This is a genomic window from Pseudomonas sp. E45-MNA-CIBAN-0222 (assembly GCF_040310405.1).
Taxonomy (GTDB): domain Bacteria; phylum Pseudomonadota; class Gammaproteobacteria; order Pseudomonadales; family Pseudomonadaceae; genus Stutzerimonas; species Stutzerimonas stutzeri_AC.
The window spans coordinates 25475-37764 of the sequence record NZ_JBEOPU010000014.1 but is presented as its reverse complement, the minus strand read 5'-3'; the positions used below and the strand labels follow the sequence as shown (position 1 = coordinate 37764).

Here is a 12290-nt window from a genome sequence, read left to right as displayed (position 1 = left end):
CACGGGGGCTCTAGCGAAGAAGGTTGCTGAAAGTAGCTGAAAATATGTCCCGGTTAGTCGGGGTTTCAGCAACATTTCAGCAACCTTTTTTGCTACCCATCTCAGCCCGTCCGGGCAATCTCAATTCCCCTTCACTGCTTCATACGATTTCTCGCAGGCAGTACCGGCTATTCCTCGCTCGTCGGCGACAGCAGCATAGAGTTGAGCAGCCTCTCCAACCCTGCCGAACACGTCGGCTCGCACTCGGGCGGCGTCTTCGGCTGCCTGGCTGAGCTGGGCAGTGATGGCATTGCCGGCGTCACGACTGCGTTGCTCAGCTGCTGCGAGGCGCCGCTGCAGGCGCTCAAGAGCACTGCCAGCGCGATCAGCGTCAATGCGCGCTGCAACCAGTTGTTCCTGTGCCTCTGCATCTGCTTTCTCCGTTTCGGCTTGGCGCCGCTGGTTTTCCTGAATCACGAACAGCGCAGCGCGGCGGTCGCGCTCGCTGACTTCGGTGCGGTAGTTGGCAAGGTCTGCCTGTGCCTTCGAGGCCACAGACTGCGCCGATAGCACACGGATCTGCTGCCCGCCGGCCACAACAGCCAGAGCCAGCACCCACCAGGCCCAGCTGGGCACAAACTTCAGCCAGGCGATCATCGCATCACCTCCCGCACCGCCGCGGCGTACCGGGCGGCCCAGCGGCTCGGATGAGGTTTTCCGGGTCGCCATGTGCGCAGATACAAATCCCAGCCGCCAGCGGCATCATGCTCGCCTGGCAGCGACTTCGGATCGGTCCATAGCAGCAGACGGCCGAATGCGAAGGCCAGCACGTCGTCACGTTCGAGCGCAGCCCAAACGGCGGCAGGCTCCGGAGCCACGCCGCGCGCAGCACATACGCGCCGGGCATGTTCACGGCTCGACGGGTGATTCAGCACGCCACGCACACCGCCGCCCTGCTCGAACTGCAGTAGGCCGCGGGCCGGACCGGTCGGCCACTGGCGGCGCCGCTGTTCCGGATCTTCCTGCTGCGTGATAGCCAGCAACATGATCTCAGCCTCTCGGCTAGACATCCGCGCAGGCAGCAGCGCGAGAGCGGGCGCTATGGCTCGCTCCCGTAGTTCTGAGAGGGTCATGGAAAACTCCGGGCAGAGAAAGCCCCGACTGGCGGGGCTTAGGTGGGCTTCAGGGGTTGCGCTGCTTCTGGTTAGGAAGGAAAGAACGTCAGAACGTTCGACGCCGGGCTCTCGCCTGCACCGTTCCAAGCGGTGACGTAGAAGTATTGCGTCACGCCGTCCGAAACACCGTCGACGCGCACAGAGGTTGCCGCGGTCTGCGCCTGCAGTACATAGTTCCCGGTGCCTGTCTTCATGTAGACGCGGTAACCACTCGGCGGGCTGCCAGACTGCGGCGCCTGCCACGCGAGTATGTAGTACAGCGCCGGGTCTCTGCCCGCGCTGAGCTGCTCGAAGTTTGTAGGCGCTGAAGGGGCTACCACTACCACTGGCCGAGTGAACCCCGCCACCACACCGGGCATCATGCTGCCACCGTCTGGCCGATCACGTCCCATTCGTTCGTGCCGACCTTTTTGAGCGTGACAGTCATTCGGGCCGTCATGCTTAGCGTGCCGCCGGACGGAGCGTTGAGCGTGACCCCACTCGCCGCCGCCAGGGTAACGTTGCCCAGTGCGCGGACGGTGATCTCGGTTCCGATCTCAAACGCCACGGATGCGTTTGTCGGAACAGTCAGCGTGATGGCACTCGTGGTGCCTGGCCGCACGTAGTTCCAGGCATCAGTCAGGGCCAGCGTGCGGCTGGTGGCCGTGGTTACGATGGTGGACTTGTCCTGCTTGGTGGTGGGGTCGAAGTTGCCGGTGTGAAAAATCTCGCGCCACGCACCCCATTCACCAGCGGCGCGCGTCCTAAATGCACGTCTGCCGTAAGTTGTGCAGTACGTCTGGCTCTCGTAATCGGGCAAATAGCCACCCACAATAACCTCTCCGAATATAAATCCAGGTGGGCGATTAGCCATTGCCGCCCCGTCGTCTCGCCATCGACCCGGCGTAACCAATTGGTTTAGGTCTGAAACACCAGCGCCAAGCGCAATGCCGCCAACCCCAAAAGCCCCCACCGCCATCAGTGCGCCCGGCGTTGTATCCGTTGGACTGGTCTGGGTATTCGCGTTCGCTGCCGTGCCTAGCAGATTGATTCGAGCCTGAATCTTCCCGAACGCCGACAGCACGCTATCCGCCGCCGTGACTGCCGTGGACACAGCCAGACTCAGCCCCATCAGCACCGTGTTGCGCACCCGGATTTCGTTGAAATAGAGGTTCGTCGAGCCCTCGGCCAGGGCATCGGTCGTGCCGGGTGACGGGTTGATCTCGGCGTACACCGAGCCGGTCCAGCGGTACTGGCGAGTTGGGTTCGCCGCAGTGCCCTGGTTGATGGCGATGTAGATTTTTCCGCCCTCTCCGGTAGCGGGGAAATCCTGGCGAGTCGGATACTCCAGCACGTCGTCAACATAGCTCGGCAACTGGCTGGCCGGAATGCGGGCGAACTCGTCGAGGGTCGGGATGCCGCCAGACACGCCGCGCTCGGTCGTGTTGATCTTGCCGTCAAGCGCAGTTTGCAGGCCGGAGACGGTACTGATCGCTTGAGCGCCGGTGTGGGTGGCCCGGTCCCGCAGCTGGGCATCCGTGGCATTCGCCGTTGCGCCGGTTGCGATGCCGTCCAGCTTCGTCTTCATCGCGCTCGCGGCCCACCATGCAGCGACGGCCTGGAACACACGCTGAGCGGTCCAGGCGCGGCGAGTCGTGGCGGTGCCGGCTTCAGCTTCGGCCTGGGTGACGGTCGATGCCGTCCACTCACGGGCGTCGGTGAGGCGGGCGTCTGATGTACCAACCTTGCCAGAATACAGCGCCTTGATGTCCGCGCCGATTGCCTGCACAAGTGCAGTGATGCGGGTCTGTAGGCTCATGGTTTACGCCTTGGCTGTGGTGTAGTCCGTGACGAAATCGCGCTCAGGGTTGCCGACGCCGATGTTCTGGCATGCCTGCAGTTGCTGCGCGGTGGTAAGGGTCTGCGGCGCGTCGTAGCGCACCCGATTGGCGATCTCACTGGCGATGGTTGCAGCGAAATTCGGGTCGTTGTTCAGCGCATCCGCCAGCTCTTTAAGCGTGTCGAGAGCGGCACCGGCCCCATCTACCAGCTCGTTTTTCAGCGCAGCCGAGGCGGCGGCGATTGAGTCGAATATCTTGTTGGCAGACCAGGTGACGGACGTGGCGCCGTCTCCGGCGTTGTCGTCAATGACAGCCCCTGACGAACCAAGCAGGCCGTACAGCTCATTGATTGCTGCGACCAAGTTGCCCTTTGCCGTAGTGCTGAGCGCCGTGAGGTCGCCCTGCTTGGTGCGCAAGTCTTTGATATCTGCGCCGATGGCTTGAACGACAGCGATGATTTTGGTTTCGAGAGTCATGGATTCAGCCTTTTGCGAGGATGTAATAAGCAAGCGGGTCTGGAATCAGGTCATCGCGGACGTATAGGCCGTCGTCGCTGCCCTGGGTGAGGCGGTTGTCGGGGTCTTCGCTGATCAGCGGTGCGTCACCAGCGCCTGGCGCGTCTTTGCCAGGTGGGCCGGGCGGCCCCTGCTCGCCGGACGTGACGACAACCGTCTCGGCGTCCGGCTCAAGGCCGACGGCGTATTCGGCGCCGGCCTCGATGACCAGCACCTCGGGGTCGCCGCAGATCGCTACGGTGCTCATACGGTCACCTCACGACTGACGGTGACGGCCCCCTGCAGGTAGCGCTGGACGGTGCCGTCGGCGTACTCGACCTCGAGGTCGTAAACGCCATCAGTCCATGTGAGAGCGGCGGTTTGAGTTGCGCTCAGGGTGCGCGTCAGTGTGCCGGGGCCAGTGATGGCTAGGCCGCCGTTCTCGGTCGTCAGCTCAAGCAAAACAGCGCCGCCGACCTGCTCGCGAATCTGCATGCGCGCCGTGGCGCCGGTAAGGTCTACCGGGGGTTTGTAGATCAGCTGCCCGCCGCTGGGCGCCAGGCCAAACGCGGAGAGCGCGTTGATCTCCAGCGTCGATTCATCGATCACCGTGACGCGGTGCGGGCGCTCCCTGGGCGATCGGTTAACTACCTGCATGCCATTTACGCCTTCGACCCAGGCCAGCCAGCTACCCGGCAAGTCGTGGTCAACCGTGAGGCGCAGCGGCGACCCGCCGAGGGCGGCGATCGGCCGGTATTCGTAGCGCGGCTGCATCAGCCGCAGGGTGTCGCGCAGGGTCGAACCCTGCACGATGTGCAGATCGTGTGTTGCTGGCTGCATGATTAATCCTGGCTTGAGGATGTGGTGTGCTTGCGTCGCTACTATGCAAAAAGGCTCAGCGGACGTACCTGCAGCTGATAGATCAGCCAGCGGCCTTCCTGGTCTGTTCCTCCTGTAGCGGCGAGGTCGATCCAAACCGTTTTTTCGGCAGGGATCGTTAGAGCGACGACGCTATCATCAGGACCCTGCTGGCCGACGGCGATGCCAAGGGCTTCGAAACCTTCCGCCTCGATACCGGCATAGCCGCCCGCCTCCCAAAACAGCACAGGATCAATCAGCACTGTCCAGGTATATGAGCTTCTATTGGCAAACACCAATGGAATAGGGGCATGTTCAAGTGTGTCATCAACATCGCCAGGGACAAGTGCAGGAATTTGCAGGGTTGTAACGCTCGGCTCGTCGTCTGACCAGCTCTTGCTGGCTGCATATGCGCGGTCGGCGGCACCAAGAGTTTCCGTGTAAGTGGCGGGTAACGTCGTGCCCCAATCGGCCAGGGGGAGCACGATCCTGGTCCACTTCAACGAGCCATTAAACGAGTGAGCAACCCACTCGCAAGCCGTACCATTTTGGTCGATCTGGATGCAGCGCTGACCAATCTGGTTTGGTGAGGCAGATGGCCGCCCGAAGAACATGCGGTGGGCTGCATTATTAATCACTTCAACGACAGTATTGTCGCCGCCAGATCCACCAGAAGAGAGCGCTGCAAGCGTTGCCGCGGTCAGCCCACAGTAGATGACGCTTCCCATTGACCAGAGCTGCGCCGTAGTGCCCTCGCGCGCACGCACCAAAGTGGCGACACCGCTGGCAACTGTTGCGTCGACAATCTCCCACTGAGTTGCGCCGGCTGCTGCATCGGCCAGCGTCAGGCGATATTCGCCGTCTGGCAAATCCAGCGGGCACGACGTAGCGCCTTGCTCCAGGGTGATATCCCGGAGCCAGTTGTTTACAAAGTTAGGCATGGTTAACACCAGGTCACAGGATATGGATAATTACGGCGTATCTCGCCAGTCAGTGGGTCGGCCGAGCCGTAAAGCGTGCCGCCGCCGGCGGGAGAGAACACCCCGCTGTCGATAGCGCCACGGCTGCAGGCGTTGCCGTAGAAATAGGCGGCTCGAGTCTCAACCACGACGTCTGATACGCGCCGCGTATAGATGATCTCCACGCGAAGGCATTTGAGCTGCATGGAGTAGCTGTAAACGCCGACGTTGAGTTGCAACTGCGTCACCGTGCGAGACGGGGCAGAGGTGTCGCTGAAATAGAACAGCCCATCCCCGCCGCCACCGATGATTACCCACTCCCCGGCAAAGCCCGCAAGCAGATCTACACCATCTAGCGTTATCTGAAGATCATCTTCAGAAGTGATGGTTTCCACTTTTTCGTTGTTGGTGAATTCTCCAAGGCTACTGTTTCTGATATCGGAAACGTTTGTGCTTAGCGCTGTGCGGATCTCAAACTTGGTAACCGGGATTCCATCCTGAATCAGCGCGATTGAAGTAGAGCGGTCCTCAGTGGTGCTTGAGCTGAAGCTGGTCGAAACCGTCGCCCCTTCATCGGTAACAAGCTCATTCGTCACGCCCCACGTTACGTCATGCGACCTGGCAGCGCTGAATACATCTTCGCGCCATAGCTGAGCGATTTGCTCGCCATCGAAGTAGCCACCAACAATGCGACGGCGGGTAGTCGTCGTCTCGCCTGCGTACGGGAGCCTGAATGTGCGTCCATAAGTTCCGCCCTGATTCACGTTATCGATGACCAGAACGTAGTAGGTGCCGCCAATCCCGACTTCTGCGGACGCACCAAAGCGCCAAGTATCAACATCCTCGGCGAATGTCCCGGTTCGGCTTTCAGAACTTGTGTCGGCGGAAGCCTGCGGAACAATGTCAGAACTAACCGGGCTGATTCCCGGATAGCTCCCCGAGATAACAAGCTGCCGTAGCCAGTTGCCAGGGCTGCAATACAACGCCCTAGCGCCCGTCGGCACCGCGTCGACAAACAGCGCGCTGTTACCGAGCGACGGCCCGCTTATTCGGTAGCTCTCTTGACTAACGGGCGATGATCTACGGGCGACGACCTTCGTTTTTGTGACCAGGCAAACAGTCAGGGACACGTTGACGAAGAGGTTTCGCGTAGGCGTGTGAAGCGCGAAGTTGTATGTCGGATCGCCTGGCCCTGATCCAGTTCGGATGCCGTTGGTTTGGATGACCGCGTAGCGGCGCCAGTCCCGGCCTGCAGCGTTTTCCTCGTCACCTGGCAGATCGATTGCCCGTGGATCGCGGAACAGCACGGCGCTCTCGCCTGTTCGCCGCGGGAATGTCACGCCAGCCGGAAACGGATAGAGCGTCAGCCCGTTATAGGTCGTCAGCTTCACCTCATTGCCAGGGCATGACGTCTTCGATTGGAGCGTTGGGAATTCGACGAAGCCGTGATAACCGAGGCCATAGCGCAGAACCTGGCCCGGTATCGACTCTTCAAGCGGCGAATCAAACATCAGGCTTCCCTCACCGGCAGGGCGAAGTTCATTTGCACGGCAGCGCCTGAGGCATCGGTCATAAACAACGACTTCAGCGGCAAGACTTCCATACTCAGAAGGTAGTCATTTGAATAGATCGATTGCGACTGCGCCTCGGTGTAATAAGCCCGAGATTCAGGAACCTCGGTCAGCGGGCTGGCAATCCCGCCGCCAGTACCGCCGCCGGATGGCGCCTGATAGTTGCCAGTCCCGCGCTGGGCTGGGAGCGGACCGACCGGATCGACACGCGGCAATGATCTGGCTTGGCGCTGGGGAGCGGCGAGAGACTGGATGTCTTCGGCCACGCTTTTGCCTGTGCGGCGCTCGACCATCGCCGTTCCACCAGCCCGACGGCTCGCCTCCATGGCTGCGCCACTGGCCTGCCGGCTTGATGCCATGGCCGCACCAGAAGCGCGGCGGCGTTCCTCATTGGTCATGGGTCATAGCTCCAGCAAATCGTTAGGGATGCCTACGCGATACAGCGCTTCGGTCGTACCCGCTCGCTCGTCGCGGTACTCCGCGGCAATCTCCCGAGACTCAATATCGAAACGGCGCGGGTATATCTCGGCCGGCATGTTGTCGTTGGCGTCGTAGTTGCCGGCGAACCCCATTCGGTCTTCGTCGTACGGGCCGATGGAAAAGCCGGTGAACGGGTCGACCTGACGCCCGCCCAGCTGCGTGCCGAGCAACGGAGTCATCGAAGAGCCGAATGGTGGCAGGCTGGTGTCAGGGCTGGCCGGAATACTCAGTACGTCACTCGCACCGCCGCCGCGCATGATCGCAACGCTGAGCGCCGTAATGGCCTCGCCGCTGGCCAGGTTGAACTGGTGCACGATGCGCCGGCACTTGCCTCTGGCGTGCACGCCCTGATCGCTGATCTCGAGTGTGTGCGAGAGATCAACCCCCATGGCCAGACTTGCCGGAACCTCCCAGGTGAGCGTCGTCTCGCGGTGGGCGCCGACGATCTGCACCTGCCCAATGCGCAGCGCGGTCGCCAGCGCATTGCTGCGCCGGCTCTCGTCCGAGAGATCCTGGCTGCCAGTACCGCCGTCGCGGATCGGATCACTGCCCCAGGTTTCGGCAATGTCACGCTCCACGGAAAGCGTGTATCCGGCACGCTGGACGATGCGGGACTGTTCAACCTCGCCCGCCGCCGTCGCCAGGACCAGCTTGTAGCTCTCGGTTACCGTCTGCACCCAGCGGCGGGCACCAGTGAACTGCGCCGAAAGCCACAGGTTGTCGAAAGTATTGCTCCACGCGTTGCCGTCGCCGCATGGGTTTGGCATGGACAGCGGCAGCTTGTAGCCACCCACACCGCCGAGTAGCTGTTGCCCGCTGCCAGATACGGCGCTGGCAATCATCTCTGTGTCCGGCAGATCGGTGGACCATACCCGCCAATTACAGAATCCGCTGATGCCGCCGCCCGCGTTGATGTGCGTCCAGGTATAGCCTTCGTTAAGCTGCCACAACCGCTGATAACGGTAGCTGAATTCGATCTCAACCCGGTTCGTGGCCGCATCAAGGTCCGACTGCTGCAGCTCGATTCGCTGATACAGCGTGGTGCCCTGGCCGAACACGAAGTTAGGCGCCCCGGCATACCAGCTGCTGACGCGAATCGTTCCATTGGCGGAACAGTCCAGGCTCACGGGGCGCGTACTTAGCCGCTCCTGCGCGTAGTCCCAATGACTGCGGCCCTCGACCGGCTCGAACAAATCTTCCGACCAGAGTCCACCGACCAGAGCGTTAATTGCCGCAATGCTCATGCCCTCGACACGCTGCTGCAGCTGGTCCGAGCATTCGCAGCTCAGCACCCGATTGACAGGGTTCCAATCGGCGCGGCTGATCTGTCCGGTATAGCTGCGCGCCTCGGTCGTCTCGCCCTGCTTCGTGCTGATGTAGTCGATGGTGACCGTCTGACCTTTCCAGTCAGGCGGCACGACAGGCGTGCCAGGCGCGATGTAGAGGTCAAAACCAGCGATGCCGGCTGCGCCCTCTTCCCGATCTACCGTTACGGTACCCGTCAGCTGAGACGTGAGGTTCACGCCGCCCACCAGCACGCGCAGCGCCCATACGAACGCATTGCCGCGCACGATGTACTCCGGCTCGGCAGACGATCCAGCTACGCCATTCAGCGGCACGGCGTTGAGTGGCGAGGCGTTGAGCATTTAGGTTTCTTCCCAGGTGATGGACCAGGTGTGCGCGGACGACTGCGACTTCGCCGGTTTGGTGGCAAATACCGAGTACACGGGCAACCAGGACACTTGGTAATCGGTAGCGCCTGCCACGGCGGTGACGGTCACCACGCCCTCATTGGTTACGCACGGGGTGCGCACCCAACGCCCTCCCAAGAAGGCGTGCGCCCACGGCGCCAGGTCAGGCCGTGGCGTGCTGGTGAGCGTGAAGGTCGGGCCAGGCCCGACGATGTTGCTCACCTGCATGCTGCGCAGCTCGAGCGGCTGGCTGAAGTCCAAACCATCCAGCCCGGGTGGCATCAGGCCCGTGCCGGTGATGGTTCCGGCCGTTTTCTGCCAATGCTGCATCTTGGCTGCCGCGCCATCGCTCATACGGAGCACGGTGCTGCCGCCGATGGCCTCTTCGCTTTGTTCCGGCGCACCCGCGTGCGCCATGATCGGCACGCCGCCGAGCATGATTTGTGTTTGTGGCATTTCTCAGGCTCCAGAAACGACGAAGCCCGCACTAGGCGGGCCGTATTAAGGCAGGCTTGCTGTCAGGGAACGACAGGTACTGGCATTGTCATTACTGCGACCTCTGGTGCATTGCTAGCCCCAACCAACTCGCGACGACGCCAGCGTACGGCGGTCATGGCCTTTGATAGGTCAGTAGTAATCATGTGAACCCGCAATAACACATAGCCATTGCTGCTCGGGAGGAACCCTAAGTCCTGAGGCTCGATATGGTTATCGGCTGCTATTTGCGCAGCAAGTTGGCTGCTAGGCAACTCGGGCACCTCCTGAATTGGCTCCACTACCGACAGATATAATCCTTCAGTGCAGGCGTCATCGATCTGGACGGTGCAGAGCCTGTTCTTTTCTTCGATTTCTTCTCCGGTCAAACCAGCATCTTCAAAAACATGAATACGAACTGAAAGTTCTTCATATCTCGCTAGAAGCCGATCTACAGCTTGACCCGCTTCGGTCGCCGTTAAAAACGGACCGAAATGCGGGAGCTTCACCAGCTCATGCTTTGCCTCAACCGAAAATAGATACCTGCTTGCCATTAGGGTCCCCGATGCGTGCGTCCGAACTTCCGCGCTGTATTGCTTAACAAGCGGTCAAACTGATCCGCCTCCGCAAGCATCGTATACGTTTCACCGCCAGGAAGCGTGAGATTGACGACGCCCCGGCTCGGGCCTGATGCCGCAGTATCTAAGCTCGCAACCGTCCCGACCATGCCGCCATCGGCGAACCGAGGGATCGGGATGCCGTTGTTGAGCATGTCGAGATGCCGCTTGCCAAGCTTGCGCACGGCCGCTGCGTTGATCACATACTCGCCGTTCGACAGATAGGCCGGGATGCTGTCGCTGGTTCCAGTTCCCGGACCGCTGATATAACCGCCTGTGGCGAACTTCTGCGGCGCAGGGCCTGGATCCTGCAGCGTGTAAGGCTGGCTGAAGTCGTACTTTGCCCCAACCTTGACGATGATTTCGCGCTTGGCCAGGGCATCCAGGGCGGCCTGCACTTGCGCCAACGCGGCATCATCCATCTTCACACTGACGGGCATATCCTCCAGCGCGGCAGCTGCCGTCTTGAGGTTGACCATCTCCTGCTTGATGTCGGCGATCTTCTGCTCTGCCCGGCTCTGCTCGATGTCATTCGCGGCAAGCTCAATGTCGCGCAGCTCGCCAACGAAGCCGGCAAAGCCGTAGGTGTTGGCACCGGCTGCCTGCAAGTCCTGCAGCATCTTCAGAGCGGCCTGGGCCTTCGCCTGGGCGCCTTCAACGTCACCGGCACGCAATGCCTCACGTGCGCCGACCTTCAGCGCCTGAGCGGCCCCGTAGGAAGCCTCGCCGCCAGAGTTCATGCCAGCGATGGCATCTTGGTATCGCTTCTCAATATCCAGGCGCGCTTTGCGCACCTTCTCCAGCTCGCTGTTGGCCTTCTTCTCTGCCGAGATCAGCGCTTTTACGCCCTGCTCGGACGCCTTGACCAGTCGGTCCTGCTCCTTTTCTATTTCGGCAACGTACTTTCGGCGGGAGGCGAGATCATCATTCCTCTCATCATTGGCTCCGTCGAACTGAGTCCTCAGTTGATTCCTCAAGGCTCCAATTTGAGCATTAAGCGACGCCTCGCCCTCGCGCACAGACTCTTCGGTGACGCCTCTTAGCTTGAGAGCTATTTTCTCAAACCAGTTCGCATTTTTAAGCTTGTCCCGAAGCGTGTTCAGTTCGCGAAGCTGGTAAAGCAGCAGCGATATTTCAGTGTTGATCCCGCCCGCTGTTTGCTTTTCATCTCTGAACAGGTCTAGAAATTCGCCAGTGGCAACCTTGTTCATGGCAGCAGCCAGGTCATTCATTGCGCCAGTAGCTTTAGTTGACGCCCCTGTCATCTTGTCGAATGCGCCAACGACCTCGATTGCGCTATTACTAAGCCGTTCCCCGGCAGTCCCAAAAGTGTCACCAAGCTGCTCTGCCTCTGTTGATAGCTTCGGCAGCTGCTGAATCAGTGCGTCAGTTACTACCTCAGCAGTCAGCTGGCCTGCTGCTGCCATCTCTCGTAGCTTTCCAACTGGAACGCCCAAGGAGTCAGCAAGGGCTTGCATAAGACGAGGCGCTTGCTCGGCAATGCTATTAAACTCATCTCCCCGCAAGGCGCCAGCCCCCAGCGCCTGACCAAACTGAGTGATTGCGGCGGAAGACTCAGCAGCTGATGCGCCAGAAATGCGCAACGCCTTGGTCACCGCCTCTGTGACCTTTCCAATCTCACTCTGGCTACGTCCGGCTCCCTTGAGAGCTGGCGTTAGGCGCGTATATAAATTGGTGACCGACTCTAATGAAGCGCCGTTCTCGTCAGCAATCCTGCGAACATCTGACATAGCCCGGTTGAACTCTTCCTGAGTCCCATATGCAAGACGCAGCCTTGCTTCCATTTGCTTGCTCTGGTCGGCGAGATCGCCATAGGCTTTCGCGGCGCCCGCCACTAAGGCTGCAGAGAACAAGCCCACTAAGGCTTTACCGGAAGATGCAAGGCGCTTATTCATTGTATCGAGCTGCGAATTGACCTCATCGAACGCCTTCTTGGAGTTGTTCTTGCCGTCGATGACTAGCTGAGTTTTTACCGTAGCCATCAGGCAATATCCTTGAGTAATCGTTTGAAATCTTCGGGCTTGGCATTTGCCGCACGCGCAGCGATCAGCGCGACCCGGTTAGCTGCACGGTCTTCCTGATCGATCGCCACTAGGAATGTCTCGATCTGCCGCAGGCTGTATTCCTGCACGTCAGCCAAGGCATGGCCGG

General features: G+C 60.6%; 15 protein-coding genes. All 15 read right to left on the bottom strand.

The window, feature by feature from the left end; all coding sequences use genetic code 11:
* Nucleotides 1–120: 120 nt before the first annotated feature.
* Nucleotides 121–636 carry a DUF2514 family protein gene (locus AAEZ08_RS18910; RefSeq protein ID WP_500124923.1) on the bottom strand — a complete coding sequence of 172 codons (516 nt, stop codon included), beginning with the start codon at nucleotides 634–636 and terminating at the stop codon, nucleotides 121–123.
* Nucleotides 633–1112: a hypothetical protein gene (locus AAEZ08_RS18905; protein ID WP_500124922.1), complete on the bottom strand. Its 480-nt coding sequence runs from the start codon at nucleotides 1110–1112 to the stop codon at nucleotides 633–635. The genes AAEZ08_RS18910 and AAEZ08_RS18905 overlap by 4 nt, the downstream gene beginning before the upstream one ends.
* 71 nt (nucleotides 1113–1183) lie before the next feature.
* The gene (locus tag AAEZ08_RS18900; protein WP_500124921.1) at nucleotides 1184–1516 is read right to left on the bottom strand and encodes a fibronectin type III domain-containing protein; all 333 of its coding nucleotides are present in this window, start codon (nucleotides 1514–1516) and stop codon (nucleotides 1184–1186) included.
* Entirely contained in the window at nucleotides 1513–2952 is a 1440-nt protein-coding gene (locus AAEZ08_RS18895) for a pyocin knob domain-containing protein (protein ID WP_500124920.1), read from the bottom strand. The genes AAEZ08_RS18900 and AAEZ08_RS18895 overlap by 4 nt, the downstream gene beginning before the upstream one ends.
* A 3-nt stretch (nucleotides 2953–2955) precedes the next feature.
* Complete coding sequence (locus AAEZ08_RS18890; protein ID WP_500124919.1) at nucleotides 2956–3450, bottom strand: hypothetical protein; 495 nt, start codon at nucleotides 3448–3450, stop codon at nucleotides 2956–2958.
* A gap of 4 nt (nucleotides 3451–3454) precedes the next feature.
* Entirely contained in the window at nucleotides 3455–3736 is a 282-nt protein-coding gene (locus AAEZ08_RS18885) for a hypothetical protein (RefSeq protein WP_500124918.1), read from the bottom strand.
* On the bottom strand, nucleotides 3733–4308 hold the full coding sequence (locus tag AAEZ08_RS18880) for a hypothetical protein (RefSeq protein WP_500124917.1): 576 nt from the start codon (nucleotides 4306–4308) through the stop codon (nucleotides 3733–3735). The genes AAEZ08_RS18885 and AAEZ08_RS18880 overlap by 4 nt, the downstream gene beginning before the upstream one ends.
* 41 nt (nucleotides 4309–4349) lie before the next feature.
* Entirely contained in the window at nucleotides 4350–5267 is a 918-nt protein-coding gene (locus AAEZ08_RS18875) for a hypothetical protein (protein WP_500124916.1), read from the bottom strand.
* Between the two features lie 2 nt (nucleotides 5268–5269).
* Nucleotides 5270–6796, bottom strand: a complete 1527-nt coding sequence (locus AAEZ08_RS18870) for a hypothetical protein (RefSeq protein WP_500124915.1) — start codon at nucleotides 6794–6796, stop codon at nucleotides 5270–5272.
* Nucleotides 6796–7254: a hypothetical protein gene (locus AAEZ08_RS18865; RefSeq protein WP_500124914.1), complete on the bottom strand. Its 459-nt coding sequence runs from the start codon at nucleotides 7252–7254 to the stop codon at nucleotides 6796–6798. Before AAEZ08_RS18865 ends, AAEZ08_RS18870 begins: the two co-directional genes overlap by 1 nt.
* A 3-nt stretch (nucleotides 7255–7257) precedes the next feature.
* Nucleotides 7258–8982: a hypothetical protein gene (locus AAEZ08_RS18860; protein ID WP_500124913.1), complete on the bottom strand. Its 1725-nt coding sequence runs from the start codon at nucleotides 8980–8982 to the stop codon at nucleotides 7258–7260.
* The gene (locus AAEZ08_RS18855; RefSeq protein ID WP_500124912.1) at nucleotides 8983–9483 is read right to left on the bottom strand and encodes a hypothetical protein; all 501 of its coding nucleotides are present in this window, start codon (nucleotides 9481–9483) and stop codon (nucleotides 8983–8985) included.
* A gap of 62 nt (nucleotides 9484–9545) precedes the next feature.
* Nucleotides 9546–10055 carry a hypothetical protein gene (locus AAEZ08_RS18850; protein ID WP_500124911.1) on the bottom strand — a complete coding sequence of 170 codons (510 nt, stop codon included), beginning with the start codon at nucleotides 10053–10055 and terminating at the stop codon, nucleotides 9546–9548.
* Entirely contained in the window at nucleotides 10055–12121 is a 2067-nt protein-coding gene (locus AAEZ08_RS18845; RefSeq protein WP_500124910.1) for a tape measure protein, read from the bottom strand. Before AAEZ08_RS18845 ends, AAEZ08_RS18850 begins: the two co-directional genes overlap by 1 nt.
* Nucleotides 12121–12279: a hypothetical protein gene (locus tag AAEZ08_RS18840; RefSeq protein ID WP_500124909.1), complete on the bottom strand. Its 159-nt coding sequence runs from the start codon at nucleotides 12277–12279 to the stop codon at nucleotides 12121–12123. Before AAEZ08_RS18840 ends, AAEZ08_RS18845 begins: the two co-directional genes overlap by 1 nt.
* Nucleotides 12280–12290 lie beyond the last annotated feature (11 nt).

What these genes read in the sequence shown, in the direction of transcription:
- AAEZ08_RS18910 (WP_500124923.1), bottom strand. Translation starts at nt 636, where the DNA reads ATGATCGCCTGGCTGAAGTTTGTGCCCAGCTGGGCCTGGTGGGTGCTG.
- AAEZ08_RS18905 (WP_500124922.1), bottom strand. Translation starts at nt 1,112, where the DNA reads ATGACCCTCTCAGAACTACGGGAGCGAGCCATAGCGCCCGCTCTCGCG.
- AAEZ08_RS18900 (WP_500124921.1), bottom strand. Translation starts at nt 1,516, where the DNA reads ATGATGCCCGGTGTGGTGGCGGGGTTCACTCGGCCAGTGGTAGTGGTA.
- AAEZ08_RS18895 (WP_500124920.1), bottom strand. Translation starts at nt 2,952, where the DNA reads ATGAGCCTACAGACCCGCATCACTGCACTTGTGCAGGCAATCGGCGCG.
- AAEZ08_RS18890 (WP_500124919.1), bottom strand. Translation starts at nt 3,450, where the DNA reads ATGACTCTCGAAACCAAAATCATCGCTGTCGTTCAAGCCATCGGCGCA.
- AAEZ08_RS18885 (WP_500124918.1), bottom strand. Translation starts at nt 3,736, where the DNA reads ATGAGCACCGTAGCGATCTGCGGCGACCCCGAGGTGCTGGTCATCGAG.
- AAEZ08_RS18880 (WP_500124917.1), bottom strand. Translation starts at nt 4,308, where the DNA reads ATGCAGCCAGCAACACACGATCTGCACATCGTGCAGGGTTCGACCCTG.
- AAEZ08_RS18875 (WP_500124916.1), bottom strand. Translation starts at nt 5,267, where the DNA reads ATGCCTAACTTTGTAAACAACTGGCTCCGGGATATCACCCTGGAGCAA.
- AAEZ08_RS18870 (WP_500124915.1), bottom strand. Translation starts at nt 6,796, where the DNA reads ATGTTTGATTCGCCGCTTGAAGAGTCGATACCGGGCCAGGTTCTGCGC.
- AAEZ08_RS18865 (WP_500124914.1), bottom strand. Translation starts at nt 7,254, where the DNA reads ATGACCAATGAGGAACGCCGCCGCGCTTCTGGTGCGGCCATGGCATCA.
- AAEZ08_RS18860 (WP_500124913.1), bottom strand. Translation starts at nt 8,982, where the DNA reads ATGCTCAACGCCTCGCCACTCAACGCCGTGCCGCTGAATGGCGTAGCT.
- AAEZ08_RS18855 (WP_500124912.1), bottom strand. Translation starts at nt 9,483, where the DNA reads ATGCCACAAACACAAATCATGCTCGGCGGCGTGCCGATCATGGCGCAC.
- AAEZ08_RS18850 (WP_500124911.1), bottom strand. Translation starts at nt 10,055, where the DNA reads ATGGCAAGCAGGTATCTATTTTCGGTTGAGGCAAAGCATGAGCTGGTG.
- AAEZ08_RS18845 (WP_500124910.1), bottom strand. Translation starts at nt 12,121, where the DNA reads ATGGCTACGGTAAAAACTCAGCTAGTCATCGACGGCAAGAACAACTCC.